Genomic DNA, 25,028 nt, shown 5'->3' on the forward strand with positions numbered 1-25,028 from the left:
ATGTGAAGTTCGAATTAGACACTACTGACGGGCGCGCGCGCCGTGGCCGTCTGATCTTTGATCGCGGCGTGGTGGAAACCCCGGCATTTATGCCTGTGGGCACCTACGGCACAGTAAAAGGCATGACGCCGGAAGAAGTTATCGACACCGGTGCCCAGATCATCCTCGGCAACACCTTCCATTTATGGCTGCGTCCTGGCCAGGAAGTGATGAAGCTGCACGGCGATCTGCATGACTTTATGAACTGGAAAGGGCCGATCCTGACCGATTCCGGCGGCTTCCAGGTCTTCAGCCTGGGCGATATTCGTAAGATCACCGAGGCTGGCGTCCATTTCCGTAACCCGATCAACGGCGATGCGATCTTCCTGGACCCGGAAAAATCCATGGAGATCCAGTACGATCTGGGCTCTGACATCGTGATGATCTTCGATGAATGCACGCCTTATCCTGCGGACTGGGATTACGCCAAGCGCTCGATGGAGATGTCACTGCGTTGGGCGCAGCGTAGTCGCGATCGCTTTGATTCTCTTGAGAATAAAAATGCGCTTTTCGGCATAATCCAGGGCGGGGTTTACGAAGATTTACGAGATGTCTCCGTAAAAGGACTGGTAGAGATTGGCTTTGATGGTTACGCTGTGGGCGGCCTGGCGGTCGGTGAGCCAAAAGAAGATATGCACCGTATTCTGGAGCATGTCTGCCCGCAGATCCCGGAAGACAAACCTCGTTACCTGATGGGCGTTGGCAAACCTCAGGATCTGGTGGAAGGCGTTCGTCGCGGTATCGATATGTTCGACTGCGTAATGCCAACCCGCAATGCGCGTAACGGCCACCTTTTTGTGACCGACGGCATCGTAAAAATCCGTAATGCCAGGTATAAAGATGACACCGCAACGCTGGATGCGGACTGTGATTGCTACACCTGTCGCAATTACACCCGTGCCTACTTGCATCATCTTGATCGTTGTAACGAAATACTGGGTGCGCGTCTGAACACAATTCATAACCTGCGCTACTACCAGCGTTTGATGGCTGGTTTACGTCAGGCGATTGAAGAAGGTAAATTAGAGCACTTTGTGACTGAATTTTACGACCGGACGGGTAACACGGCTCCGCCATTATCCGTTGATAATTAAACAATGAGGGAAATTTAATGAGCTTGTTCATTTCTGACGCAGTGGCAGCAGCTGGCGCGCCGTCTCAGGGAAGTCCTTATTCACTGGTTATTATGCTGGTGGTTTTTGGTCTGATTTTCTACTTCATGATCCTGCGCCCGCAGCAAAAACGCGGTAAAGAGCATAAGAAGCTGATGGACTCCATCTCCAAAGGTGATGAAGTGCTGACCACCGGAGGCCTGGTTGGCCGCGTCACTAAAGTGGCTGACACCGGTTATGTCGCTATCGCGCTGAACGAAACTACTGAAGTGGTAGTTAAACGTGATTTCGTGGCTGCCGTTCTGCCGAAAGGTACGATGAAGGCGCTTTAATTTTTTGTTTTCCCTAAGGGAACTGCCGTGTTAAACCGTTATCCTTTGTGGAAGTACATCATGCTGATCGTCGTGTTAATCGGCGGCCTGCTGTACGCACTTCCCAACCTGTATGGTGAGGATCCGGCTGTTCAGATCACTGGCGCGCGCGGAAGCGCCGCCAGTGAGCAGACGCTGGTTCAGATCCAAGAAGCCTTGAAGCAAGACAATATTCAGAGCAAATCTATCGCTCTGGAAAATGGCGCAATTCTGGCGCGTTTCGCAAACGGTGACGTGCAACTGCGTGCCCGTGATGCCATTACCAAAGTGCTGGGTGAAGACTACGTTGTAGCGCTTAACCTTGCCCCTGCTACGCCAACCTGGCTGAGCATGCTTGCCGCAGAGCCGATGAAACTCGGTCTTGATCTGCGCGGCGGCGTACACTTCCTGATGGAAGTCGATATGGATACCGCTCTGGGTAAACTCCAGGAGCAGAACATCGATAACCTCAGAAGCGATCTGCGCGACAAAAACATTCCTTATACCAACGTTCGCAAAACCGACAATTACGGTATGGAAATCCGTTTCCGTGATGCCGCTTCGCGTGATGCTGCCGTCAGCTATCTGTCGGACCGCCACCGCGATCTGGTGATCAGCGGAACCAGCGGTAATACCCTGCGAGCGGTGATGACTGACGATCGTCTGCGTGAAGCGCGTGAATATGCGGTTCAGCAGAACATCAATATCCTGCGTAACCGTGTAAACCAGCTTGGCGTTGCCGAACCTCTGGTTCAGCGTCAGGGTTCTGACCGCATCGTGGTTGAGCTGCCTGGTATCCAGGATACAGCCCGTGCGAAAGAAATCCTGGGGGCTACTGCCACGCTGGAATTCCGTCTGGTAAACACCACTGTTGATCCAACCGCTGCTGCTAATGGCCGCGTCCCTGGTGATTCAGAAGTGAAAAACACCCGTGAAGGCCAGCCAGTGACGCTGTACAAGCGCGTGATCCTGACCGGTGACCACATCACTGACTCTACGTCGAGCCAGGATGAGTACAACCAGGCCCAGGTGAACATCTCGCTGGACAGCGCGGGTGGCAACATCATGTCCAACTTCACCAAGGATAATATCGGTAAGCCGATGGCAACGCTGTTTGTTGAATACAAAGACAGCGGTAAGAAAGATGCTACTGGCCGTGCGATCCTGGCGAAGCAGGAAGAGGTGATTAACGTGGCGAATATCCAGTCTCGACTGGGTAACAGCTTCCGTATTACCGGTATCAGCAACCCGAATGAAGCCCGTCAGCTGTCACTGCTGCTGCGTGCCGGTGCGTTGATTGCGCCTATTCAGATTGTTGAAGAGCGCACCATCGGTCCAACTATGGGTGCGCAGAACATCACTCAGGGTCTGGAAGCCTGTCTGTGGGGCCTGATCGCTTCTATCGTGTTTATGGTGGTTTACTACCGTAAGTTCGGTGTGATCGCTACCTCAGCATTGGTCGCTAACCTGGTGTTGATTGTCGGTATCATGTCGCTGCTGCCTGGCGCCACGCTGACCATGCCTGGTATTGCGGGTATCGTGTTGACGCTGGCGGTTGCGGTGGATGCGAACGTACTGATTAACGAGCGTATCAAGGAAGAGCTGAAGAATGGGCGTTCCATTCAGCAGGCTATCCATGAGGGCTATAAAGGCGCGTTCTCCAGTATTATCGATGCCAACGTCACCACGCTGATCACCGCGATTATTCTGTATGCGGTGGGCACCGGGTCGATCAAAGGCTTTGCCATTACTACGGCCATTGGCGTAGTGACTTCGATGTTTACCGCCATTGTCGGTACCCGTGCCATCGTCAACCTGTTGTACGGCGGCAAACGCATCACCAAGCTGTCTATCTGAGGAGTGCGTTGTGGCACAGGACTATAGCGTTGAACAACTAAACTACGGGCGTAAAGTTCATGACTTTATGCGCTGGGATAAACTGGCCTTTACCCTTTCCGGCATCCTGCTGATCGCTTCTTTTGCGATCATGGGTCTGAAGGGGTTTAACTGGGGTCTGGATTTCACTGGCGGTACCGTTATTGAAATCAGCCTGGAGAAACCAGCGGATATTGACAGCCTGCGCGGTGCGCTGGAGAAGTCAGGTTTCGTGGATCCTCAGGTACAGAATTTCGGCAGCAGCCGTGACGTGCTGGTGCGTATGTCCCCTAACGAGGGCAATGCGGGCCAGGAGCTGGGAACTAAGGTGGTGAGCATCATCAACCAGTCCACCCAGCAGAATGCCACGGTTAAGCGTATCGAATTCGTTGGGCCTAGCGTGGGGAGCGATCTGGCGCAAGCCGGCGGCATGGCGCTGTTGATAGCGCTGATTGCGATCCTGATCTACGTCGGTTTCCGCTTTGAATGGCGACTGGCGTTAGGCGCCGTGCTGGCACTGGCACATGACGTGATCATCACCATGGGGATTCTCTCTCTGTTCCATATTGAGATTGATTTAACCATCGTGGCGTCACTGATGTCGGTTATCGGCTACTCGCTGAACGACAGCATCGTGGTATCGGACCGTATTCGTGAGAACTTCCGCAAAATCCGTCGCGGCACGCCTTACGATATCGTTAACGTCTCGCTGACGCAGACCTTGAGCCGTACCATCATGACCTCAGCCACTACGCTGATGGTGGTGCTGATGCTGTTCATCTTCGGCGGTGCGTTGCTGGAAGGCTTCTCGTTGACGATGCTGATCGGTGTTTCCATCGGTACGGTTTCCTCTATCTACGTTGCTTCAGCGCTGGCGCTGAAACTCGGCATGAAGCGTGAGCACATGCTGCAAACGAAAGTGGAAAAAGAGGGCGCAGATCAGCCTTCGATTATGCCGTAAGCTGAGAAACTGCTAAGAGAAAGGGCCGCGAAAGCGGCCCTTTTTTTATGGCGTGGTGGTCGGTTTGGGCGAGTTTTGCAGCACGATATCGTGAACCCTGATGTAGCCCAATTGCTCAGGCGTGATATTGCTCAGGCGCAAAGGCACGGTAATTTCACTGCGGGAAAGCAGCGAGTCCTTCACGTTCAGTGACTGACTCTGGCTGTCTACCGGCAACGGTTTCCCGGTGGTGGGATCCATTTCGCCCCACTCAACCTGAGCGGTAAAGGCTGGTATCGTGTTATCTGCAGCCGAACGGATGTGCAGTGTGGCGCGCGTGCCATTAGCATCACCTTCAATCTGACTCAGGGAAAGGCGGACTTCGCCAGCCTGGCTTTTCAGTGCCACAGCCGTTTTGGTGGCGGGCAGCAACCAGGCCCCCTGGTTTGAAGTACTGTTCAGCATATTTTGCTGTTCGAGACTGGAAGCCTGCTGAGTGAGCTGCTGCATTTCAATGTTGAGCTTACCCACCTGATTATGCAGTTTGTTCAGCTCCGGCTGCTGCTCAGGAGCTGCACAGCCTGCCAGCATCAACGCTGCAACCAGCAGCAGAGGTTTCTTCTTTCTGTCTTTCGCCATCACCGCTCAGAGCTCCTTGCCGTCATTTATTCTGGAATGCGCAATGTCTGCCCGGGATAAATTTTATTCACATCAGACAGCATCGGCTTGTTAGCTTCAAATATCTTATTGTATTTATTAGCATCGCCATAGACTTCTTTCGAAATGGCGCTCAGCGTATCGCCTTTTTTCACCGTGTAGAACGTCGCTTCCGGCGCGGGTTGATCGACTTTTACGTTGTCTTCAACCGCGGTGATCCCGGCGACGTTACCGACCGCGATCAACACTTTCTCTTTCAACTCCTGTGAAAGGGCATCGCCGCTGATACTGGCTTTGCCATCAACAACCTTCACGTCGATCTTGTCGCTGCCGGGCAGGTTAAGCTTGGTAATATGCTCCTGCAGCTTTTTGTTCTGGTCATCGCCTCCGGTTACGGAGTCCCACAATTTCTCACCTGCTTCTTTTACGAAGTTAAACAATCCCATATATCCTCCGGTTTATCCTTGATTAGAGAAGAAATAACGCTACACAACCCGCTTATTATAGTCGCTAAAGCGCCGGGACAGGGTATGAGCTGTGCTGGATCAAAGCAAGATCTCAATATTCGCCAAAGTCACGGAAAGGGCTAAGCCGTTATTTTGTTGGTAGCCACTTCGCGCTACACTGTGGGCCAATTTCCAGGATTATCAGGAATCATCATGCATTGCCCGTTCTGTTCTGCTGTGGATACCAAAGTGATCGACTCCCGTTTGGTTGGGGAAGGCACTTCGGTGCGCCGTCGTCGCCAGTGTCTGGTGTGCCATGAACGTTTCACCACTTTTGAAGTGGCTGAACTGGTGATGCCTCGGGTTGTTAAAAGTAATGATGTCCGCGAACCCTTCAATGAAGACAAGCTTGCCAGCGGCTTGATGAAAGCGCTGGAGAAGCGTCCGGTCAGCTCTGACGACGTGGAAAACGCCATCAGCCATATCAAAAGCCAGCTGCGCTCCACCGGCGAGCGTGAGGTGCCGAGCAAAATGATCGGCAACCTGGTGATGGACGAGCTGAAAAAACTGGATAAAGTCGCCTATATCCGCTTTGCTTCCGTTTATCGCAGCTTTGAAGATATCCGTGAGTTTGGTGAAGAGATTGCCCGTTTACAGGATTAAACCATGAGCGATGAAATCTGGATGGCGCGAGCCCTTGAGCTTGCGCGTCGTGGCCGGTTTACTACCACGCCCAATCCGAATGTAGGCTGCGTCATTGTCCGTGACGGCGTGATGGTTGGCGAAGGCTACCATTTTCGTGCCGGTGAACCTCATGCTGAAGTCCACGCGCTGCGCATGGCAGGCGACAAGGCGAAAGGGGCCACGGCTTATGTCACCCTCGAACCTTGCAGCCACCATGGTCGCACGCCACCTTGCTGTGATGCGTTGATTGCCGCTGGCGTGAGCCGGGTGATCGCTGCAATGCAGGATCCGAACCCTGAAGTCGCCGGTAGGGGATTATATCGGCTGCAGCAGGCGGGCATTGAAGTCAGCCACGGGCTGATGATGCAGGAAGCCGAAGCGCTTAACCGGGGTTTCCTGAAGCGAATGCGTACCGGTTTCCCCTGGGTGCAGCTGAAACTCGGCGCTTCTCTGGATGGTCGCACGGCAATGGCAAACGGTGAAAGCCAGTGGATTACCTCGCCAGAAGCCCGACGGGATGTTCAGCGCCTGCGTGCGCAAAGTTCGGCTATTCTCAGTACCAGCGCTACCGTGCTGGCTGATAACCCTTCGCTGACCGTTCGCTGGCAGGATTTTGCCGCTAATACTCAGGCCGCTTACGCTGAAGAGCACCTGCGCCAGCCGGTTCGCGTAGTGATCGACAGCCAGAATCAGGTGACGCCTGAACACCGTTTAATTTCTCAGCCCGGCGAGACCTGGCTGGCACGCCAGCAGGCAGACAGCCTGTGCTGGCCGGAGAATGTGGAGCAGTTCACCGTTCCCCGTCATAATGATCACACCGATTTGGTGTCGCTGATGATGCTGCTGGGCCGCCGACAGATCAATACGGTCTGGGTGGAAGCCGGGGCAAAACTGGCTGGTGCACTGCTTACCGCTGGCGTAGTGGATGAGTTGATTGTCTATCTGGCACCTAAATTGCTGGGCGATAATGCACGCGGTCTGTGCCATTTACCGGGTATAGCACAACTTGCTGACGCGCCAGCCTTTACCTTCAGCGATAGTCGTCAGGTTGGGCCAGATATTCGCCTGACGCTGACCCCTGCATCTTAGCTTTTAAAAGCGGAGCAGAGCGGTGAAGAGTATGATAGAATCCGCCCCCCTGCGGGGCCATAACTGAACCCTGAAAGGAAGATTATGAACGTTATTGAAGCTGCTGTTGCTACTCCTGACGCGCGCGTTGCCATTGTCATTGCGCGTTTCAACAACTTTATCAACGACAGCCTGCTGAGCGGTGCCCTTGATGCGTTAAAACGCATCGGCCAGGTGAAAGATGAAAACATCACCGTGGTGTGGGTACCAGGCGCTTATGAAATGCCAATGACCGCACGTGCGCTGGCGAAAGCCGGTAAGCACGACGCTATTGTCGCCCTCGGAACCGTTATTCGTGGCGGGACTGCCCACTTCGAATATGTCGCTGGTGAAGCCAGCTCTGGCCTGGCCAGCGTCGCGATGAACAGCGATATTCCGGTAGCATTTGGTGTCCTGACGACGGAAAACATCGAACAGGCCATTGAACGTGCCGGAACCAAAGCGGGTAACAAAGGCGCAGAAGCTGCCCTGACCGCACTTGAAATGATTAACGTATTGAAAGCCATCAAAGCCTGATTTTAAGGGGAATTTCGTGAAACCTGCTGCTCGTCGCCGCGCCCGTGAATGTGCTGTCCAGGCGCTTTACTCCTGGCAGTTGTCTAAAAACGACATCTCTGATGTCGAATATCAGTTTCTGGCGGAGCAAGACGTCAAAGACGTTGATATCAGCTATTTCCGTGAGCTGCTGATCGGCGTTGCAACCAACAGCGCATATCTGGATGGCCTGATGAAGCCGTACCTGTCGCGTCAGCTCGAAGAGCTGGGCCAGGTAGAAAAAGCCATCCTGCGTATTTCGCTGTTTGAGCTGAGCAAGCGTGCCGATGTTCCCTACAAGGTGGCCATCAATGAGGGCATTGAGCTGGCGAAAGTGTTCGGCGCCGAAGACAGCCATAAGTTTGTCAATGGCGTGCTGGATAAAGCCGCTCCTTACATCCGCCCCAATAAGAAGTAATCCTCCAAGGCCGGTTTCACCGGCCTTCTTCATTTTTCAAACTCGGAACGCATTGTATGGCATGTGGCGAATTTGAACTTATCGCGCGTTATTTTGATCGTGTGACAAGCTCCCGTCGCGATGTGGAAAAGGGCATCGGCGACGACTGCGCATTACTGACGCTGTCTGAAAAACAGACCCTCGCTATCAGCACCGATACGCTGGTAGAAGGCGTTCACTTCCTGCGTGATATCCATCCTGCCGATCTTGGCTATAAAGCACTGGCGGTTAACCTCAGTGATTTAGCGGCAATGGGAGCCGATCCAGCCTGGCTGACGCTGGCCTTAACGCTTCCTTCCGTTAACGAAGCCTGGTTGAAAGACTTCAGCGACAGCCTGTTCGAGCTGCTGGACTACTACGACATGCAGCTGATTGGCGGTGACACCACGCGTGGGCCGCTGAGCCTGACGCTGGGTATTCATGGTCTGGTGCCTAAGGGCAGGGCGCTGAAGCGTTCTGGTGCCCGTCCCGGAGACTGGATTTATGTCACCGGCAACCTGGGTGACAGTGCGGCCGGTCTGGCACTGCTGCAACATCGGGTGAAGATCAACGATCCTGTTGCCCATGAGCTCCTGCTTAAACGCCATCTGCGTCCGATGCCGCGTATTCTGCAAGGACAGGCGCTGCGCGATCTGGCCAGTTCGGCTATCGATCTTTCCGATGGATTGATCTCTGACCTGGGCCACATCCTGAAAGCCAGCGACTGCGGTGCGCGACTGTATCTGGAAACCCTGCCGCTCTCTGCAGTGATGAAACAGCATTTTGAGCCAGAGCAGGCGATCCGCTGGGCGTTAAGCGGCGGCGAAGATTACGAGCTGTGCTTTACCGTCCCTGAGATCAACCGTGGCGCATTAGACGTGGCGTTGGGGCATTATGGCGTGCCGTTTACCTGTATTGGTCAGATCGCGCCGCAATCCGAAGGATTGGTGCTGTTGCAGGATGGCAAGCCAGTCGAAAAAGATTTGAAAGGATTTGACCATTTTGACGCGCGATAAAGATGTGGCCAAAAGCCGCCTGAAAATGAGCAATCCCTGGCATTTGCTGGCCACCGGATTTGGCAGCGGACTCAGCCCTTATATGCCGGGTACCGTGGGGTCGGTGGCTGCCATCCCATTCTGGTATCTGATGACCTTTTTACCCCAGGATATTTATTCTCTGGTGGTGATGTTCGGCATCTGTATCGGGGTGTATCTTTGCCACAGAACGGCGAAAGATATGGGCGTTCACGACCACGGCAGCATTGTCTGGGATGAGTTTATCGGGATGTGGATCACGCTGATGGCCATCCCCGTTAACAGCTGGCAATGGGTACTAGCCGGATTTGTTATCTTCCGTATTCTGGATATCTGGAAGCCGTGGCCGATCCGCTGGTTCGATCGCAATGTGCATGGCGGCATGGGGATTATGGTCGACGATATTATCGCCGGGATCCTCTCAGCAGGCATTCTGTATTACGCCGGCCATCATTTTGTCTTTTGAGTCGGTGAAGTGAGAAAGGGCGACTGTTACCAACAGCCGCCCTTTTTTTATTTACTCGAAGCCCACCACATTGTGCGGAATTACTGTGCCAGCCAGTCGCTGATTTGTTGCTCAATCCCTTCAGCATCAAGCTGATAGTCATGGCGGATCTCGTCCTGGGTGCCCTGAGGAATAAACTCATCAGGCAGCCCGACAGTCAGGACCGGCACCAGCAGGCGCTTCGCCATCAGCAGTTCGATTACGCCACTGCCTGCACCGCCTTTAATGGCGCCTTCTTCCAGCGTAACCAGGGCTTCATGGCTCGCGGCCAGCTCAATGATTAATGCATCATCCAGCGGTTTCACAAAGCGCATATCAACCAGCGTGGCATTCAGCTTTTCAGCAACGGCAGTCGCTTCTTGCAACAGCGTGCCGAAGTTGAGGATGGCCAGTTTTTCGCCTTCACGCTTCACCAGACCTTTACCCAGCTGCAGAGATGCCAGAGGCTTCAGCTCTGCGCCGGTTCCTGTCCCGCGTGGGTAGCGAACTGCGCTTGGCCCGTGCGAGTAATGATAGCCGGTGTAAAGCATCTGACGGCATTCGTTTTCATCGCTCGGCGTCATGATCACCATGTTCGGGATGCAGCGCAGGAACGAGATATCAAACGCGCCCTGATGGGTCTGTCCGTCTGCCCCTACAATACCGCCACGGTCGATAGCGAACAGCACCGGCAGCTTCTGGATTGCCACGTCATGGATTAACTGATCGTAGGCGCGCTGCAGGAAGGTGGAGTAGATAGCCACAACCGGCTTATAGCCGCCAATTGCCAGCCCGGCAGCAAAGGTAACGGCATGCTGTTCCGCGATAGCAACATCGAAATACTGCCCAGGATAATCGCGTGAGAAGCTGACCATGCCTGACCCTTCACGCATTGCTGGCGTGACGGCCATCAATTTGCTGTCATCCGCTGCGGTTTCGCTTAACCACTGTCCGAACACTTTTGAGTAGCTTGGCAGCCCTTCAGCCGCTTTTGGCAACAGGCCACTGGCAGGATCGAACTTCGGCACCGCGTGCCAGGAGATCGGATCTTTTTCTGCCGGGGCGTAGCCTTTGCCCTTTTTGGTCATGATATGCAGGAACTGCGGGCCTTTCAGCTCACGCATGTTCTTCAGCGTCTGCACCAAAGCCAGCACATCGTGACCATCAACCGGACCGATGTAGTTAAAGCCAAGCTCTTCAAACAGCGTGCCGGGCACGACCATTCCTTTCAGATGCTCTTCAGTGCGCTTCACCAGTTCCTTGATCGGCGGCAGGCTTCCGAGCACTTTTTTGCCCCCTTCACGCAGGCGCGAATAGGTTTTGCCGGACAGGATCTGAGCAAGGCGATTGTTCAGTGCGCCGACATTTTCTGAAATCGACATTTCGTTGTCGTTCAACACCACCAGCAGATCGGTTTTGATGTCGCCCGCGTGGTTCATGGCTTCAAAAGCCATACCCGCAGTCAGTGCGCCATCACCAATCACACAAGCTGTCCGGCGATTTTTGCCTTCTTTCTCTGCGGCAACGGCCATGCCCAGACCGGCGCTGATCGAGGTGGAGGAGTGCCCAACGTTCAGCACGTCAAACTCACTCTCATCGCGCCACGGGAACGGGTGCAGGCCATTTTTCTGGCGAATGGTGCCAATGCGGTCGCGCCGTCCGGTGAGGATTTTATGCGGGTAAGCCTGATGGCCAACATCCCACACCAGATGATCAAAAGGCGTGTTATAGACATAATGCAGCGCGACGGTCAGCTCCACCACGCCCAGACCAGAGGCAAAGTGGCCGCTGGAGCGGCTTACGCTGTCGAGTAAATACTGACGTAGCTCATCACAAAGTTTTGGCAGGCTCTCTTTGGGGAGCGATCGTAATTCTTGTACCGTGCTGGCTAACGCCAGCGTCGGGTATTTTGCAGTATCAAAACTCATCAGAGACTCATTGTGGAAGTTATTTATTGCGTTCAATTACGTAACTTGCAAGCAGCTGTAGTGATGTTGTAGTAAAAGACTGCGCGGCAAGTGTTTCTAATGCGCTGAGTGACTCCTGATAGAGGTCCCACGCTTTGGCCCGTGCTCCTTCGAGTCCCATCAGGGCCGGGTAAGTACTTTTGCCTAAATGCTGATCGGCTCCCTGCCGTTTGCCGATAATGGCGGTATCGCCCACCACATCTAAAATATCGTCCTGCACCTGGAATGCCAGGCCAATAGCATTGGCATAACGATCCAGTGCGGGTAGGGCTTCACGCCCTCGTTCTCCGGCGGCTAAAGCGCCCAGGCGAACGGCGGAGCGAATTAACGCACCGGTTTTATGGCGATGAATCTGCTCAAGCGCAGCCAGGTCACCCTGCTGGCCTTCTGCCGCCAAATCCAATGCCTGTCCGCCACACATTCCCGCGACGCCACTCGCCTGAGCCAGCTCTGAAAGCATCGCTACGCGATAGTCAGCGCTAACACCTGGCATGGGGGTATCGGCCAGAATAGAGAACGCCAGCGTCTGCAATGCGTCACCGGCCAGGATTGCGGTATCCTCGCCAAACTTAATATGGCAGGTCGGTTGGCCGCGCCGGAGACTGTCATCATCCATTGCTGGCAGGTCGTCGTGAATTAATGAGTAGGCATGAATGCACTCAACGGCGGCCGCTGGCGCATCTAAGGCTTCGTTATCAGCGCCAAGCATTTCTCCGGTGGCATACACCAGGAAAGGTCGTAAGCGCTTACCCCCTAATAATGCCCCATATTCCATGGCATTAACCAGCGGGGAATTCTGAAACGGCAAAGGTTTGATAAAACGCTGTAGAGCCTGATTGACCCGCTTGTGATGCGCGGTAAGGAGATCGCTAAAATCCATTACTCATTTTCCGGCGTGAAGGGCTGCAGGTCAGCTTCTTTATCGTCGCTCAGCAGGATCTGCACGCGCTGCTCGGCAGCCTGCAGTTTCTGTTGGCCCGCACGGGCAAGCTGCACGCCGCGTTCAAATTCATTCAGCGCCTCTTCCAGCGGCAGGTCACCACTTTCAAGTCGGGATACAATCTGCTCCAGCTGCTGCAGGGAGGTTTCGAAGCTGGCTGGCTGTTCGGCTTTTTTAGGCATAATGGCGTTCTGCTCAGTCGTTTTTTTAGCGTGAAGCCGCCCATGGTAGCCGACTGGAAATGATTAGCAAAATAATGATGCTGATAACGGATGAAGAAGCAGTGAGCGGACAGGTGTGATACACTCGAGTACTGAATGTAAAGGGCTACAAGCTGCTTTGCAATACCCTCATTTTACCAGCTAAGTGCGTTCCATTTCAGCACTTAATTGCTCAACGAATCCATGCCGACATGAAGTTTATCATTAAGTTATTCCCCGAAATTACCATCAAAAGTCAGAGTGTTCGCCTGCGTTTTATCAAAATCCTGACGACGAATATCCGTAATGTGCTGAAAGACAGTGATGAAACGCTAGCCGTGGTTCGTCACTGGGACCATATCGAAGTCCGTTCAAAGGACGACAGCAAGCGTGCCGTGCTGATTGAAGGCTTACAGCGCATTCCTGGCATTCACCACGTGCTGGATGTTGAAGATCGTGCTTACACCGATATGCACGATATCTTTGAACAAACGCTGGAACTAAACCGCGATCGTATTGAAGGGAAAACCTTTGCTGTCCGCGTGAAGCGCCGTGGTAAGCATGATTTTAGCTCTCAGGATGTGGAACGTTACGTTGGCGGCGGGTTGAACCAGCACGTGGCCAGCGCCCAGGTGAAGCTTAACCATCCGCAAGTGACGGTCAATCTGGAAATTGATGACGACCGCATGCTGTTAGTGACGGGCCGTCATGAAGGCATCGGCGGCTTCCCGATCGGCACACAGGAAGATGTGCTGTCACTGATTTCGGGTGGTTTTGACTCCGGCGTCTCCAGCTATATGCTGATGCGTCGCGGCTGTCGCGTGCATTATTGCTTCTTCAACCTTGGCGGCGCGGCGCATGAAATCGGCGTTCGTCAGGTGGCGCATTATCTCTGGAACCGTTTTGGTCGTTCCCATAAAGTTCGTTTTGTGGCGATCAACTTCGAGCCGGTAGTGGGTGAGATCCTGGAGAAAGTCGAAGACGGTCAGATGGGCGTAGTGCTGAAGCGTATGATGGTGCGTGCAGCCTCCCAAATCGCCGAGCGCTATGACGTACAGGCGCTGGTGACCGGTGAAGCGCTGGGCCAGGTTTCCAGCCAGACGCTGACAAATCTGCGCTTGATCGACAACGCCAGCGATACGCTGATCCTGCGTCCTTTAATCTCCCATGATAAAGAGCACATCATTAATCTGGCGCGTCATATCGGGACGGAAGATTTTGCCCGTACCATGCCGGAATATTGCGGTGTGATCTCCAAGAGCCCAACCGTGAAAGCGGTTAAAGCCAAGATCGAAGCGGAAGAGCAGAACTTCGATTTTGCCATCCTTGACCAGATGGTGGCTGAAGCTACCAACGTCGATATCCGCCGGATTGCGGAAGACACTGAGCAGGAAGTGGTAGAAGTTGAAACGGTGGTGTCATTCGGCCCGGACGATATGGTGCTGGATATCCGTTCTGCGGATGAGCAGGACGATCGTCCGCTGGAGCTGGAAGGTGTGGAAGTGAAATGCCTGCCGTTCTACAAGCTCAGCACCCAGTTTGGTAACCTGGATCAGAGTAAAACCTGGTTACTGTACTGCGATCGCGGCGTAATGAGCCGACTGCAGGCACTTTACCTGCATGAGCAGGGCTTTAAAAATGTGAAGGTCTATCGCCCTTAAAGGGCAGGGATGAGCTGAGTCATCCTTTATTGCTTCACACTTGCCAGCAGGCACTTTCCCCGCCTGCTGGCCATTCACTCTTCCCTTCGCTTCGCCTACTCAATCCATTCGCGGTAATCGTAAATTCCGGCAGCCACAACCAGCTGTTTCGCCACTTCGTGGGCTTTGTCTCTGCCAACAATCAGATCAATTAACTTCAGCGCGAAGTCGATGGAGGTTCCCGGAGCCTGGCTGGTCAGTAAATTGACGCGAGGATCCCAGACCACCCGTTTATCCATCCACTTTTCGTCCGGGATACTCTCTTTCAGTCCTGGAAAGCCGGTCATATTGCCGACAGGGAACAGGTCATGCGGGATCAGCACGGTGCCAGCCGCGGCACAGATAGCCGCAACAATGCGGCCGGAGAGATGAAACTGGCGAACGGTTTCCACCAACAGCGGGCTGTCACGAAATGCTTCAGCGCCTTTCAGGCCGCCCGGCAGTACGATGGCGGCAAAATCATTATCCGCAACTTCTACTAATGGGGCATCGGCAATCAGCCTGACGCCGCGTGAGCAGAGAATTTCTCTGCTGCCATCGTCCGTTACGCTGGCGGTGGTGACGTTCAGCCCGGCACGCACCAACAGGTCGATGGTGGTGACCGCTTCTGTTTCTTCACTGCCAGGTGCCAGGCAAACCAGCACCGATGCGTTCACGCTCATAATCTTGTTCCTTTCGCTTAATCAATTCATAAAGTCGGCTATTTTCAGGCGTTGCCAGGCCTTGTGCCCGTGCTCGTCGGATGACGTAGCCGGTAATGTAATCTATCTCTGTGCGGCGTTCGGCGCGGATGTCCTGCAGCATCGAAGAAGTATTGGCAGCGGTAGAATTTATCACGTCCAGCACGTAATCGAGCAGCCCTTCCCGTGAGGTATGCTGGCCTTCGCGCTCCATCACCATTGCCACTTCATTGCACAGTGCCGACACTTCATCCAGATGATTCAGCAGATCCCCGTTTGGGCAGTCGTACTGCACGGTAAGCGGGTTGATCACGCAGTTTACGGCGAGTTTTTGCCACGCGGCGGAGGCGACATTGTTGTGCCAGGCAACGTCAGGAAGCGCCTGTTGTAGAACTTCGGCCAGTTCGCTCAATGCCGCAGCGTCTGCGGAGGTTGGGCCGATATGGGTTATCCCTGCTGCAACGTGAACAATCACCGTGCCGTCTCGTTTAGCGGCGTGCGTAGTGATGCCCCGCAGCAGCGGTTGCTGCAATGCTTTCAGCTCATCAAGCGTTCCCATGCCGTTATGCAGCAACAGAATCGGGCAGTCATCCCGGAGAATAAACTGCAAATTCTTCACCGCCTCAGAAACCTGCCAGGCTTTAAGGGTCACCAGCAGCAGGTCACTTTCCGCTAAGAACTTGGGATCATTGGCTATGTAGGTCTTGTTGATCGTTGTGCCAGTCAGATCGATGACGTTGACCGAGCAGTAAGGTTGCGGAACCCGCAGCCAGCCCTGCACATCATGGCCCTGAGCGTCGAGGGCAGCTAACCAGATTTGCCCTAATGCACCGCATCCCAGTACGGTAATCTTCATGCGTCCTCCCCGCGTGCGGGTTGCGTTAGTACCACCTTGCTGTCAGCCCGAAACAGACGCCGCGCAGGTTTGATATCCTTATTATAGCTTTCAACGCCGATGGTTTTTTTAACGGCGCTAAGTGGGTATTATGCACGTCACTTTAGATTCAGGAGAATACATCATGCCATCTTTCGATATCGTTTCAGAAATTGACATGCAGGAAGTCCGAAATGCGGTGGAAAATGCCAACCGCGAGCTCTCGACTCGTTTCGATTTTCGTAACGTGACCGCCAGCTATGAGCTGATTGAGAAAAACGAGTCCATCAAGGTGTTAAGCGAGTCTGACTTTCAGGTAAAACAGCTGATTGATATCCTGCGTGAGAGGCTGCTTAAGCGTGGCATTGAAGGCGCTGCGCTGGAAATTCCGGAAGAGATTGAGCACAGCGGGAAAACCTGGAGCGTGGAAGCCAAGATGAAAAAAGGCATTCCAGCAGATGTGGCTAAGAAACTGGTTAAGCTGATCAAAGACAGCAAGATCAAAGTTCAGACCCAGATTCAGGGTGAAGAGTTACGCGTGACCGGGAAATCCCGTGATGACCTGCAGGGCGCAATGGCGCTGGTGCGTGGTGGAGATTTGGGGCAGCCGTTCCAGTTCAAAAACTTCCGCGACTAAGTGATCCCAGACAGCGCTGCTTTTCAGGGCCACGCTGTCTGGTTATCTGAACCTGTCAGGCCGCTTCGGCTACCAGCTTCTCGATCTCGGCGCGGTTTGTTACCTTGCTGTCGATCTTCACATAAGCACTTTTCTCTTCTGGCACGATAAACACCGCTGCCACGCCTGGTTGCGCTTTAAGACGCTGCTCAAGCTCGCCCTTTTCCAACGGACTGTCGTTCAGCATGATACGTAAGCTGCTGACGTACGGCGGCTCTTTCATCGTGCAGCTCACCACCAGCCAGACTGCCGCAACGAGAGCGCCCACCAGGAACACGGATTGCGCATCGAAATGACCGAATACCCAACCGCCCATGCTGCCGCCAATCGCTACGCCCAAAAATTGGCTGGTGGAGTACAAGCCCATCGCCGTGCCTTTGTAGCCCGGAGGTGACTCTTTGCTGATCAACGACGGTAAAATAGCCTCCATCAGGTTAAAGCCAATAAAGAACAGCTGAACACCGACCACCAGCGTCCAGAAATTGCTTCCGGCTCCCCACAGCACAATTTCAGCAATCAGCATCAAGGCTACACAGCTGACAAACACCCGCTTCATACGGCGCTTTACTTCAGCGTAAATGATAAACGGGATCACGCCGCAGAACGCGACCAGCATCGTCACCAGATAGACTTTCCAGTGTTGCTCCGCAGGGAAACCGGCACGCTCAAACTCACCTGGCAGCGCCACAAAGCTCGACATCAGCAGAATATGCAGGCACATGATGCCAAAGTTCAGCTTAACCAGACGGGGATTGGTCAGTACGGCTTTAAAACTGCCTTTAACCATGCCCGATTCACGGTTCAGAATATGATTCGGCGTGGAAGGGACAACCCACAGGGTAATCAAAATGCCTGCCGAGGCCAGCGCGGCAATCATCCAAAACAGTGCATGCAGGCCGAGTGCGTGAGTAATGATCGGGCCCAGCACCATTGCGATGGCAAAGGTTACGCCAAAGCTGATACCAATGAAGGCCATGGCTTTGGTTCGGTTCTGTTCACGGGTCAGATCGGAAAGGAGTGCCATGACGGCGGCGGCGATGGCACCAGAGCCTTGCAAGGCGCGGCCCAGAATCACTCCCCAGATGGACGTGGTGCACGCGGCAATCACACTGCCGAGCACGAAAATGAGTAATCCACCCACGATTAACGGTTTGCGGCCAATGCGGTCCGACAATAATCCGAAGGGGATTTGGAAAACGGCCTGCGCTAAACCGTAGATGCCAATGGCGAGTCCTATCAGTGCTTCACTTGCTCCCTGCAATGCCATGCCATAAGTCGTCAGGACGGGCAGTACCATAAACATTCCCAACATACGCAGGGAAAATACCGTCCCCAAACCCCATGTCGCACGCAACTCGACTGGAGTCATTTTATTATCGTTCATTACTACCTCAGTTTATCTGGTCGACGTATTTTAGGCGGCGGGGCAGGGCGGGTAAAATAATACTTATCGCGAAGTGGTAACAAAAAGAAAGGGCGCGATAATCGCGCCCTTTATGATGAGGTCTGTGTTACCTGACCATGGTCAGTAGGTCTTTCGAGGCCGGCGTCATGAAATCAACCGACATCATCACGCTCAGTGCCGTAATGGCGACAATGGAGAAGACAAACAGCTTACGGGCCCAAACGCGATCGTCCTGCGTTTTATACCCCTTCAGCGCCATCCCCAACCACCACACGCTGACTGCGGCAGCGACAACCAGATATTTGTAGCCCGCATAACCGACCAGCGTCAGCATCAGCGTGGCAACCATAAAGGCGATGATGTACACCGTAATATGGTTTTTTGCCACGGAGATGCCTTTTACCACCGGCAGTACCGGGATATTCGCGGCCTGGTAATCTTTAAAGCGGAAGATGGCAATCGCATAGGAGTGCGGCATCTGCCACAGGCTAAAGATAGCCAGCAGGATCAACGCGCCAGCATCAAACTGGCTGGTTACTGCACAGTAGCCAATCACTGGCGGCGCGGCGCCAGAAAGACTGCCTATCAAGGTGCCGTACACAGAATTGCGCTTCATGTACAGGCTGTAAACGCCGACATAAACCACAAAGCCCATCACCGCCAGCCACATGGCCAGCGGGTTTGCTCCGAAATACAGCAACGCGAATCCAGCAATACCCAGAACGGTTGCATAAACCAGAGAGACTGTCGGAGAAATGAGGCCTTTAACCAGCACTCGATTTCTGGTCCTCTCCATTTTTACGTCGATGTCACGGTCAATAAAGTTGTTGTAAACACAACCTGATGCGACCACCAGCGAAACGCCGACTAAGGTGGAGAGGAACAGGGCATAGTCGATGCTGCCTTTAGAGGCCAGCAGGAATCCCCCGATTACAGAAATTAAATTTCCGAAAATAATTCCTGGTTTCGTTACTTGCAGGTATTGCTTAATCATCACGGGTAACTCGGTTAGTTGGCCATCATGTTGTAGTTGAGGTTCCACATGATCCACAGCGAGCCAACAACAACTATCAAAATGATGATTGCGGCGAAGACAATCGCCACAAGGTTCCATCCCTCATCAGAGGAGGCGTTTAAGTGCAGGAAGTACACCAGATGCACCAGCACCTGGATAATCGCACACACAATGACCACGCCCAGGATGGTGGCTTTAGATGCGCCGCCGTCCATGACCATCCAGAAAGGTATTGCTGTCAGAATGATCGACAGGATAAAGCCGATCATATAAGACTTCACGCTACCGTGAGCGGCACCATGATCGTTTGCTGAATGACTCATTACATGGCTCCCATCAGGTAGACAATGGTGAATACACAAATCCAGACCACATCCAGGAAGTGCCAGAACATACTCAGGCACAGGATACGAGTACGGTTAGTAGGCGTCAGACCACGCCTGGAGACTTGGTACATCAGTACCGCCATCCAGATCAGGCCAGAAGTAACGTGCAGACCGTGAGTCCCAACCAGCGTAAAGAATGCTGACAGGAAGCCACTGCGCTGCGGACCGAAACCTTCCACAATCAGGTGATGGAATTCATAGATTTCCATCCCGATGAAGCCTGCACCGAACAGGAAGGTCAGCACCAGCCAACCGATAACGGCGCCTTTGCTGCCTTTGTTCATGTTGATCACTGCAAAACCATAGGTAATGGAGCTCAACAGAAGCAGGGCGGTTTCAACCAGGACAAACGGCAGTTCAAAAATATCTTTACCAGCCGGGCCACCCGCGGTGTTGTTAACCATCACACCGAAGGTTGCGAACAAGGTGGCAAAGATGATGCAGTCGCTCATCAGGTAGATCCAGAAGCCAAAGACTTTATTGGCTCCTGCATCGTGATGCCCATGCTCCGCATGGGCGTCGTGGTGTTTAGTCAGAGTTTCAGTCGACATTTTTCAGACCTGCTTTGCTAATTTCGTCAAAGTGCTGATTCTCGATTTTTTCGATCTCGGCAACGGGAACGTAATAATCAACGTCTTCGTCAAAGCTCTTGATGATCCAGGTAAGGATCATACCGAGGAACGTCAGACCAACCAGCCACCAGATGTGCCAGATAGCAGCGAAACCAAACACCAGGCTGAAAGCACCGATCGCCACACCAGCGCCGCTGTTCTTCGGCATGTGGATCTCTTGGTACTGTGCAGGCTGTTTGTACGCTTCGCCTTTTTCCTTCATTTCCCAGAACGCATCGCGCTCATGGATAACAGGCACTTCGGCAAAGTTGTAGAACGGAGGGGGTGAAGAGGTTGCCCACTCCAGCGTACGACCGCCCCAAGGGTCACCTGTCACATCACGCAGCTGCTCACGGTCACGTACTGAAACCCAGAACTGAGTGAGCTGGCACAGCACACCACAAGCGATCAGAGCAGCACCAAAGGCGGCCACAACCAGCAGTGGGTGGAACTGTGGATCGATGTCCTGGCTCAGACGACGGGTCATCCCCATGAAGCCCAGTGCGTACAGCGGCATAAAGGCAACGAAGAAACCAATGATCCAGAACCAGAAGGCACGGATGCCCCATTTTTCATTCAGGCAGAAGCCGAACGCTTTCGGGAACCAGTAAGTCACACCAGCGAAGCAACCGAAGACCACACCACCGATAATCACGTTATGGAAGTGAGCAATCAGGAACAGGCTGTTGTGCAGCACGAAGTCAGCACCTGGCACCGCCAGCAGAACCCCGGTCATACCACCCACAGAGAAGGTGACCAGGAAGCCTACGGTCCACAACATAGCAGAGTGCATCTGAATGCGGCCCTGGTACATGGTGAACAGCCAGTTGAAGATTTTAACGCCGGTAGGAATGGCGATAATCATCGTCATAATACCGAAGAAGGCGTTAACGTTCGCACCGGCGCCCATGGTGAAGAAGTGGTGCAGCCACACAACGAAGGACAGGATGGTGATAACAATCGTTGCCCAAACCAGTGAGGTGTAACCAAACAGGCGCTTTTTAGAGAAGGTTGCCACCACTTCGGAGAACACACCGAAGACCGGCAGAACCAGGATATACACTTCCGGATGTCCCCAAACCCATATCAGGTTTACGTACATCATCATGTTGCCGCCCATATCATTGGTAAAGAAATGGAAGCCCAGATAGCGATCCAGGGTCAGCAACGCGAGCGTCACGGTCAGAACCGGGAAGGAAGCGATAATCAGAACGTTAGTACACAGTGAAGCCCAGGTGAAAACAGGCATCTTGAACATGGTCATGCCAGGGGCACGCATTTTCAGGATAGTAACGAAGAAGTTAATCCCGGTTAATGTCGTACCAATCCCCGACAGCTGAAGACTCCATATCCAGTAGTCGACGCCGACCCCCGGACTGTACTCAGCGCCGGAAAGCGGTGGATAAGCCAGCCAACCGGTCTGAGCAAACTCGCCCACACCCAGTGACAGGTTAACCAGCACCACACCAACAGCCGTGAACCAGAAGCTCAGGTTGTTCAGGAACGGGAAGGCCACGTCGCGCGCACCAATCTGCAGAGGAACAGCGATGTTCATCAGACCGATAACGAACGGCATCGCTACGAAGAAGATCATGATCACGCCGTGGGCGGTGAAGATCTGGTCGTAGTGATGGGGCGGCAAGAACCCGGCTTCACCGGCCGAGGCCAGTACCTGTTGGCTACGCATCATCACTGCATCGGCAAAGCCGCGCAGCAACATGACGAAAGCCACGATGATATACATGATACCGAGACGTTTGTGGTCAACAGACGTCAGCCATTCTGACCACAAATATTTCCACTTACCGAAGTAAGTGATTGCTCCGGCGACAGCCAGACCACCAAGTAGGATGGCGGCGACCGTAACCACGATAATTGGCTCGTGATACGGTACTGCATCAAGGGTTAATTTTCCCAACATCGTATTATTCCTCGGCTCCCGCTTTAGGGGCTTCGTTCATGTCCATGCCTTCGTGTTCAGACATGTTCATTTTCCCGTGGCTCATCTTGAATTTGCCAATCACTTGCTTGAACAATTCAGGATCTGCGCTTGAGAAGAACTCAACCGGATGGTTTTCGCTTGGCGCTGCCAGTTTCTCGAAGTCATCCATGGTTGTCAGCGTATTGGATGAGTCTTTCACTTTTGCTACCCACTGATCGAATGAAGCCTGATCAGGCGTGGCAATCGCTTTGAACTTCATACCAGAGAAGCCGCGACCACTGAAGTTGGAGGAGATACCGTCAAACGTGCCTGGCTCATTCGCAATCAGATGCAGTTTAGTCTGCATACCCGCCATAGCGTAAATCTGGCTACCGAGGGTAGGAATGAAGAAGGAGTTCATAACGGAGTTAGACGTGATCTTGAAGTTGACCGGCGTATTCGCAGGGAATGCGATTTGGTTAACTGTGGCAATACCCTGTTCAGGGTAGATAAACAGCCATTTCCAGTCCAATGCAACCACATCAATCTCAATTGGCTTCACATCGGAGGCCAAAGGCTTGCTTGGATCCAGCGCGTGGGAAGATTTCCACGTCAGAATAGCAAGGAAGATAATGATCAAAATGGGAACAGTCCACACCACGGCTTCCACTTTATTAGAGTGTGACCAGTTAGGGCTGTATTTTGCATTGGTATTGGATGCCCGATATTTCCAGGCGAACACCACTGCCATCAAGACTGCGGGAATAACGACGATCATCATCAAGCCGAAGGCTGTCAGTATCAGCGAACGTTGCTCCAGTGCAACCTGTCCTTTGGGACTTAACAATGCACTATCACAGCCACTTAACAATAAAGTGCCTGCAATTAATGACAAAATCCCCAAACTTTTATTGTATTTCCTGAGTCTCATTTAACGACCTCAATGACAAGGGCTCTATTGTCGTTTAAGTGTGGCGGCATTTTACGGGAACGTTTCAGTACTGTAAACCAGCAACATCTTGTGTCAGCGCAGTGTTGACACCTTTTGCAAACACTGTCACAGATGTTGCTGAAGGTGACAAAATATGAATGACAGCAAGGGTTTGCCTCTAATATAACAAAAACCAATGATAACCCCGCTTTTCGGCAGGTCTCTGCTATAAACAGCGAATTTGGCACTCAATTATTTAACATACCCGCATCATTCGTGTGATTTAGTTTATACAATAATAATAACGTACCGGGTTTTAATATAGTGCAAAGGAGAAATGTAAAGGTGAAAACCTTTTAGGAAATAACGGAACACGTTGAAATGTGACAATGCACTAATTGTTAAAAAAAGGCGATTTTTCACTCAATGCCGCCGCTTTTTTGCCCGAGAAAAACGGCGGTATTGTTAAATGTTTGCACCGGGCTAAGACGCTGATTGTTTTGCTTCTGCTCACACAACTTTACTTTGGCAGGGGCGCGGGACGTTGAGCAAGGAAGTCCAACAAGCTGCCGGTGACAATGCCCAGCAACGCCAGAATCACGCCGGATTCAAACAGAACGCTAATGAGTGAGCCCGCATCCAGCAGGTCTGTTGCGCGTAAAGCCAGCAGAACCAGTCCCACCACAACCAGCGTTGCTCCCAACTTTAAGGCGCGTAATGCCCAGCCGTAGCCTGTAGCGAAACGAGTTCGTGGCAAAAATGACTGATGGGTTTGAGCCTGTTCCAACGTGGTCCGGCATCCTGCTAACAGCAACAAGCCGGGCAGAGCCGCCACCACAGAGAAGGCATAAAACGTTGGCCATCCCCAACTTTCAACAAACCAACCTGCCACAGGCCCAACATAGACGCGGCCAACAGCTGACAAAGCGGAAAGCAGGGCAAATTGCGTGGCGGAGAACGACTTATTGCACAGCGTCATCAGCAGGGCCACAAACGCGGCGGTGCCCATGCCGCCACAAAGATTCTCAACAAATACGGCTGCTGCCATGCTGTACAGATGTTTGTCTGTCACCGCCAGCATCCAGTAAGAAAGGTTAGAAACCGCCTGCAGGATCCCGAACAACATCAGCGCCCGGAACAGGCTCAGGCGCTGCATCAGTACGCCGCCGTAAAGAGCGCCAATAATAGTGGCGATTAATCCCAGCGTTTTATTCACCAGGCCCACGTCGCCTGCATCAAACCCGACACCACGGATCAGGAAAATGGTGGTGAGGCTGGCCGCAAACGCATCGCCAAGCTTATAAAGGACAATAAGAGAAAGGATTAACCAGGCGTTGTTGCGGTTAAAGAAGTCGCGCAGCGGCGCAATCACCGCTTCTTCGAGGCTGTGAGGGCGGGCAACCGGATCGGTGGGCTCTTTCGCTAACAGCGTAGCCATTACGCCAGGCACCATCATCGCGGCCATCAGCCACCAAATCGCCTGCCATCCCAGATAACGGTCTGCCAGCCAAAGCGCCAGGCCGCCTGAAACCAACATCGCCAGTCGATAGCCCAGTACGCTGATAGCCGCGCCACTGCCGCGCTCTTCTGCTGGCAGCACATCCGTCTTCCAGGCATCAAAAACAATATCCTGGGACGCCGAACAGAAGGCGATCAACACCGCAAGGGCAGCGAGCATCGTCAGATTGCGTGAGGGATCCATAAATCCCATCAGGGCAATGCCGACAATTAAGAGGATCTGCGTCACCAGCAGCCAGCCACGACGACGGCCTAAAAACGGCGGCGTATAGCGGTCCATCAGCGGTGACCAGAGGAATTTGAAGACGTAGGCCTGCCCGACCAGAGAGAAGAAGCCTATCGTTTTGATATCGACATCTTCGACGGCCATCCAGGCTTGCAGCGTTCCCGATGTCAGCGCAAGGGGCAGACCGGAGGCAAAACCAAGGAGCAGAAGAAGGGCGGCGTTTCGTTGGGTAAAAATCTGCAGGTAGTGGCTGGGCATA

26 protein-coding genes are annotated in these 25,028 nt (G+C 53.2%); 12 read left to right on the forward strand and 14 right to left on the reverse strand.

Annotation, left to right across the window (positions count from 1 at the left end; translation table 11 throughout):
* The first annotated feature begins 2 nt into the window (after nt 1-2).
* Genes tgt through secF form a run of 4 tightly spaced genes read left to right on the forward strand, consistent with a single transcriptional unit; the run spans nt 3 to nt 4,337 of the window.
* Complete coding sequence (gene tgt / locus WCC56_RS08265) at nt 3-1,133, forward strand: tRNA guanosine(34) transglycosylase Tgt (protein WP_424691914.1); 1,131 nt, start codon at nt 3-5, stop codon at nt 1,131-1,133.
* 17 nt (nt 1,134-1,150) lie between these two features.
* A complete protein-coding gene (gene yajC / locus WCC56_RS08270) occupies nt 1,151-1,483 on the forward strand; it encodes a preprotein translocase subunit YajC (protein WP_013201011.1) in 333 nt (110 codons plus the stop codon).
* A gap of 27 nt (nt 1,484-1,510) precedes the next feature.
* On the forward strand, nt 1,511-3,358 hold the full coding sequence (gene secD / locus WCC56_RS08275; RefSeq protein WP_424691915.1) for a protein translocase subunit SecD: 1,848 nt from the start codon (nt 1,511-1,513) through the stop codon (nt 3,356-3,358).
* 10 nt (nt 3,359-3,368) lie between these two features.
* Nucleotides 3,369-4,337 (forward strand): protein translocase subunit SecF, encoded by a 969-nt coding sequence (secF, locus tag WCC56_RS08280; protein ID WP_424691916.1) that lies wholly within the window; start codon nt 3,369-3,371, stop codon nt 4,335-4,337.
* A gap of 45 nt (nt 4,338-4,382) precedes the next feature.
* On the opposite strand, the gene WCC56_RS08285 is transcribed toward secF, so the two are convergent.
* A complete protein-coding gene (locus tag WCC56_RS08285) occupies nt 4,383-4,955 on the reverse strand; it encodes a DUF3251 domain-containing protein (RefSeq protein ID WP_424691917.1) in 573 nt (190 codons plus the stop codon).
* 26 nt (nt 4,956-4,981) lie between these two features.
* Nucleotides 4,982-5,419, reverse strand: a complete 438-nt coding sequence (gene lysM / locus WCC56_RS08290) for a peptidoglycan-binding protein LysM (protein ID WP_424691918.1) — start codon at nt 5,417-5,419, stop codon at nt 4,982-4,984.
* A 213-nt stretch (nt 5,420-5,632) separates the two neighbouring features.
* Here lysM and nrdR point away from each other — a divergent pair, with 213 nt between their 5' ends.
* The 6 genes from nrdR to pgpA all read left to right on the forward strand — a co-directional run bounded on the left by nrdR (nt 5,633) and on the right by pgpA (nt 9,701).
* Nucleotides 5,633-6,082: a transcriptional regulator NrdR gene (gene nrdR, locus WCC56_RS08295; RefSeq protein ID WP_013201016.1), complete on the forward strand. Its 450-nt coding sequence runs from the start codon at nt 5,633-5,635 to the stop codon at nt 6,080-6,082.
* 3 nt (nt 6,083-6,085) lie between these two features.
* On the forward strand, nt 6,086-7,192 hold the full coding sequence (ribD, locus tag WCC56_RS08300; RefSeq protein ID WP_424691919.1) for a bifunctional diaminohydroxyphosphoribosylaminopyrimidine deaminase/5-amino-6-(5-phosphoribosylamino)uracil reductase RibD: 1,107 nt from the start codon (nt 6,086-6,088) through the stop codon (nt 7,190-7,192).
* An 84-nt stretch (nt 7,193-7,276) separates the two neighbouring features.
* Complete coding sequence (gene ribE, locus WCC56_RS08305) at nt 7,277-7,747, forward strand: 6,7-dimethyl-8-ribityllumazine synthase (protein WP_424691920.1); 471 nt, start codon at nt 7,277-7,279, stop codon at nt 7,745-7,747.
* A 16-nt stretch (nt 7,748-7,763) separates the two neighbouring features.
* The gene (gene nusB, locus WCC56_RS08310) at nt 7,764-8,183 is read left to right on the forward strand and encodes a transcription antitermination factor NusB (RefSeq protein ID WP_424691921.1); all 420 of its coding nucleotides are present in this window, start codon (nt 7,764-7,766) and stop codon (nt 8,181-8,183) included.
* 56 nt (nt 8,184-8,239) lie between these two features.
* Nucleotides 8,240-9,217 (forward strand): thiamine-phosphate kinase, encoded by a 978-nt coding sequence (gene thiL / locus WCC56_RS08315; RefSeq protein WP_424691922.1) that lies wholly within the window; start codon nt 8,240-8,242, stop codon nt 9,215-9,217.
* Nucleotides 9,195-9,701, forward strand: a complete 507-nt coding sequence (gene pgpA / locus WCC56_RS08320; protein ID WP_424691923.1) for a phosphatidylglycerophosphatase A — start codon at nt 9,195-9,197, stop codon at nt 9,699-9,701. The genes thiL and pgpA overlap by 23 nt, the downstream gene beginning before the upstream one ends.
* Before the next feature lie 80 nt (nt 9,702-9,781).
* Here the strand turns inward: pgpA and dxs are convergent, their stop codons facing one another.
* The 3 genes from dxs to xseB are packed head-to-tail and all read right to left on the reverse strand — an operon-like array spanning nt 9,782 to nt 12,808.
* Nucleotides 9,782-11,647, reverse strand: a complete 1,866-nt coding sequence (dxs, locus tag WCC56_RS08325) for a 1-deoxy-D-xylulose-5-phosphate synthase (protein ID WP_424691924.1) — start codon at nt 11,645-11,647, stop codon at nt 9,782-9,784.
* Between the two features lie 19 nt (nt 11,648-11,666).
* Nucleotides 11,667-12,566 (reverse strand): (2E,6E)-farnesyl diphosphate synthase, encoded by a 900-nt coding sequence (gene ispA, locus WCC56_RS08330; protein ID WP_424691925.1) that lies wholly within the window; start codon nt 12,564-12,566, stop codon nt 11,667-11,669.
* Nucleotides 12,566-12,808 carry an exodeoxyribonuclease VII small subunit gene (gene xseB, locus WCC56_RS08335; protein WP_424691926.1) on the reverse strand — a complete coding sequence of 81 codons (243 nt, stop codon included), beginning with the start codon at nt 12,806-12,808 and terminating at the stop codon, nt 12,566-12,568. Before xseB ends, ispA begins: the two co-directional genes overlap by 1 nt.
* A gap of 230 nt (nt 12,809-13,038) precedes the next feature.
* Here xseB and thiI point away from each other — a divergent pair, with 230 nt between their 5' ends.
* On the forward strand, nt 13,039-14,487 hold the full coding sequence (gene thiI / locus WCC56_RS08340) for a tRNA uracil 4-sulfurtransferase ThiI (protein WP_424691927.1): 1,449 nt from the start codon (nt 13,039-13,041) through the stop codon (nt 14,485-14,487).
* A 95-nt stretch (nt 14,488-14,582) separates the two neighbouring features.
* Here thiI and yajL read toward each other — a convergent pair whose 3' ends face one another.
* Together yajL and panE are read right to left on the reverse strand one after the other, a co-directional pair.
* Nucleotides 14,583-15,188 carry a protein deglycase YajL gene (gene yajL, locus WCC56_RS08345; protein WP_424691928.1) on the reverse strand — a complete coding sequence of 202 codons (606 nt, stop codon included), beginning with the start codon at nt 15,186-15,188 and terminating at the stop codon, nt 14,583-14,585.
* A complete protein-coding gene (gene panE / locus WCC56_RS08350) occupies nt 15,142-16,062 on the reverse strand; it encodes a 2-dehydropantoate 2-reductase (RefSeq protein ID WP_424691929.1) in 921 nt (306 codons plus the stop codon). The genes yajL and panE overlap by 47 nt, the downstream gene beginning before the upstream one ends.
* A 163-nt stretch (nt 16,063-16,225) precedes the next feature.
* Here panE and WCC56_RS08355 point away from each other — a divergent pair, with 163 nt between their 5' ends.
* Nucleotides 16,226-16,717: a YajQ family cyclic di-GMP-binding protein gene (locus tag WCC56_RS08355; protein WP_424691930.1), complete on the forward strand. Its 492-nt coding sequence runs from the start codon at nt 16,226-16,228 to the stop codon at nt 16,715-16,717.
* 55 nt (nt 16,718-16,772) lie between these two features.
* On the opposite strand, the gene WCC56_RS08360 is transcribed toward WCC56_RS08355, so the two are convergent.
* From WCC56_RS08360 to ampG, 7 genes are all read right to left on the reverse strand, one after another.
* The gene (locus WCC56_RS08360) at nt 16,773-18,140 is read right to left on the reverse strand and encodes an MFS transporter (protein ID WP_424691931.1); all 1,368 of its coding nucleotides are present in this window, start codon (nt 18,138-18,140) and stop codon (nt 16,773-16,775) included.
* Between the two features lie 127 nt (nt 18,141-18,267).
* Nucleotides 18,268-19,155, reverse strand: a complete 888-nt coding sequence (gene cyoE / locus WCC56_RS08365; RefSeq protein ID WP_424691932.1) for a heme o synthase — start codon at nt 19,153-19,155, stop codon at nt 18,268-18,270.
* Nucleotides 19,156-19,169: 14 nt separating this feature from the next.
* Nucleotides 19,170-19,499, reverse strand: coding sequence for a cytochrome o ubiquinol oxidase subunit IV (locus WCC56_RS08370; protein WP_424691933.1), 330 nt, complete (start codon nt 19,497-19,499; stop codon nt 19,170-19,172).
* Complete coding sequence (locus WCC56_RS08375; RefSeq protein WP_424691934.1) at nt 19,499-20,113, reverse strand: cytochrome o ubiquinol oxidase subunit III; 615 nt, start codon at nt 20,111-20,113, stop codon at nt 19,499-19,501. The genes WCC56_RS08370 and WCC56_RS08375 overlap by 1 nt, the downstream gene beginning before the upstream one ends.
* A complete protein-coding gene (cyoB, locus tag WCC56_RS08380; protein ID WP_424691935.1) occupies nt 20,103-22,094 on the reverse strand; it encodes a cytochrome o ubiquinol oxidase subunit I in 1,992 nt (663 codons plus the stop codon). The genes WCC56_RS08375 and cyoB overlap by 11 nt, the downstream gene beginning before the upstream one ends.
* A 4-nt stretch (nt 22,095-22,098) precedes the next feature.
* Nucleotides 22,099-23,025, reverse strand: coding sequence for a cytochrome o ubiquinol oxidase subunit II (cyoA, locus tag WCC56_RS08385; RefSeq protein ID WP_424691936.1), 927 nt, complete (start codon nt 23,023-23,025; stop codon nt 22,099-22,101).
* A gap of 520 nt (nt 23,026-23,545) precedes the next feature.
* Nucleotides 23,546-25,027, reverse strand: coding sequence for a muropeptide MFS transporter AmpG (ampG, locus tag WCC56_RS08390; protein ID WP_424691937.1), 1,482 nt, complete (start codon nt 25,025-25,027; stop codon nt 23,546-23,548).
* Nucleotide 25,028: the final 1 nt, after the last annotated feature.

Source organism: Erwinia sp., from assembly GCF_049696395.1.
Taxonomy (GTDB): domain Bacteria; phylum Pseudomonadota; class Gammaproteobacteria; order Enterobacterales; family Enterobacteriaceae; genus Erwinia.

Excerpts from the sequence above, each read along its gene's own strand:
- cyoE (WP_424691932.1), bottom strand. The coding sequence starts at position 19,155 with ATGATTAAGCAATACCTGCAAGTAACGAAACCAGGAATTATTTTCGGA.
- thiI (WP_424691927.1), top strand. The coding sequence starts at position 13,039 with ATGAAGTTTATCATTAAGTTATTCCCCGAAATTACCATCAAAAGTCAG.
- ispA (WP_424691925.1), bottom strand. The coding sequence starts at position 12,566 with ATGGATTTTAGCGATCTCCTTACCGCGCATCACAAGCGGGTCAATCAG.
- lysM (WP_424691918.1), bottom strand. The coding sequence starts at position 5,419 with ATGGGATTGTTTAACTTCGTAAAAGAAGCAGGTGAGAAATTGTGGGAC.
- xseB (WP_424691926.1), bottom strand. The coding sequence starts at position 12,808 with ATGCCTAAAAAAGCCGAACAGCCAGCCAGCTTCGAAACCTCCCTGCAG.
- yajC (WP_013201011.1), top strand. The coding sequence starts at position 1,151 with ATGAGCTTGTTCATTTCTGACGCAGTGGCAGCAGCTGGCGCGCCGTCT.
- WCC56_RS08360 (WP_424691931.1), bottom strand. The coding sequence starts at position 18,140 with ATGAACGATAATAAAATGACTCCAGTCGAGTTGCGTGCGACATGGGGT.
- cyoB (WP_424691935.1), bottom strand. The coding sequence starts at position 22,094 with ATGTTGGGAAAATTAACCCTTGATGCAGTACCGTATCACGAGCCAATT.
- ribE (WP_424691920.1), top strand. The coding sequence starts at position 7,277 with ATGAACGTTATTGAAGCTGCTGTTGCTACTCCTGACGCGCGCGTTGCC.
- WCC56_RS08375 (WP_424691934.1), bottom strand. The coding sequence starts at position 20,113 with ATGTCGACTGAAACTCTGACTAAACACCACGACGCCCATGCGGAGCAT.
- cyoA (WP_424691936.1), bottom strand. The coding sequence starts at position 23,025 with ATGAGACTCAGGAAATACAATAAAAGTTTGGGGATTTTGTCATTAATT.
- WCC56_RS08285 (WP_424691917.1), bottom strand. The coding sequence starts at position 4,955 with ATGGCGAAAGACAGAAAGAAGAAACCTCTGCTGCTGGTTGCAGCGTTG.
- dxs (WP_424691924.1), bottom strand. The coding sequence starts at position 11,647 with ATGAGTTTTGATACTGCAAAATACCCGACGCTGGCGTTAGCCAGCACG.
- nrdR (WP_013201016.1), top strand. The coding sequence starts at position 5,633 with ATGCATTGCCCGTTCTGTTCTGCTGTGGATACCAAAGTGATCGACTCC.
- panE (WP_424691929.1), bottom strand. The coding sequence starts at position 16,062 with ATGAAGATTACCGTACTGGGATGCGGTGCATTAGGGCAAATCTGGTTA.
- WCC56_RS08355 (WP_424691930.1), top strand. The coding sequence starts at position 16,226 with ATGCCATCTTTCGATATCGTTTCAGAAATTGACATGCAGGAAGTCCGA.
- yajL (WP_424691928.1), bottom strand. The coding sequence starts at position 15,188 with ATGAGCGTGAACGCATCGGTGCTGGTTTGCCTGGCACCTGGCAGTGAA.
- ribD (WP_424691919.1), top strand. The coding sequence starts at position 6,086 with ATGAGCGATGAAATCTGGATGGCGCGAGCCCTTGAGCTTGCGCGTCGT.
- thiL (WP_424691922.1), top strand. The coding sequence starts at position 8,240 with ATGGCATGTGGCGAATTTGAACTTATCGCGCGTTATTTTGATCGTGTG.
- ampG (WP_424691937.1), bottom strand. The coding sequence starts at position 25,027 with ATGCCCAGCCACTACCTGCAGATTTTTACCCAACGAAACGCCGCCCTT.
- WCC56_RS08370 (WP_424691933.1), bottom strand. The coding sequence starts at position 19,499 with ATGAGTCATTCAGCAAACGATCATGGTGCCGCTCACGGTAGCGTGAAG.